We start from the raw sequence: 387 nt of genomic DNA on the forward strand, positions 1-387 counted from the left end.
TAGACTGGCCCCCTGAATCTCCAGACAACCAATATCACTTATTTAAGTGATAGTCTTAATACTAGTTTTTAGACTAGTCATTGGAGAACAGATGATTGATGTTTTAGGGCCGGAGAAACGCAGACGGCGTACCACACAGGAAAAGATCGCTATTGTTCAGCAGAGCTTTGAACCGGGAATGACGGTCTCCCTCGTTGCCCGGCAACATGGTGTGGCGGCCAGCCAGTTATTTCTCTGGCGTAAGCAATACCAGGAAGGAAGTCTCACTGCTGTGGCTGCCGGAGAACAGGTGGTTCCGGCCTCTGAGCTTGCTGCCGCCATGAAGCAGATTAAAGAGCTCCAGCGCCTGCTCGGCAAGAAAACGATGGAAAATGAACTCCTTAAAGA

The 387-nt window shown here is 49.6% G+C and carries 1 protein-coding gene; it reads left to right on the forward strand.

Features of this window, described 5'->3' with window-relative positions:
* Window positions 1–91: 91 nt before the first annotated feature.
* Window positions 92–387 (forward strand): transposase (locus ATB02_RS25875; RefSeq protein ID WP_000567739.1); only part of this gene is annotated, 296 nt, incomplete at its 3' end.

The sequence above is a fragment of the Escherichia sp. MOD1-EC5189 genome (assembly GCF_002966045.1).
In the GTDB taxonomy this organism is placed as follows: Bacteria; Pseudomonadota; Gammaproteobacteria; order Enterobacterales; family Enterobacteriaceae; genus Escherichia; species Escherichia coli_F.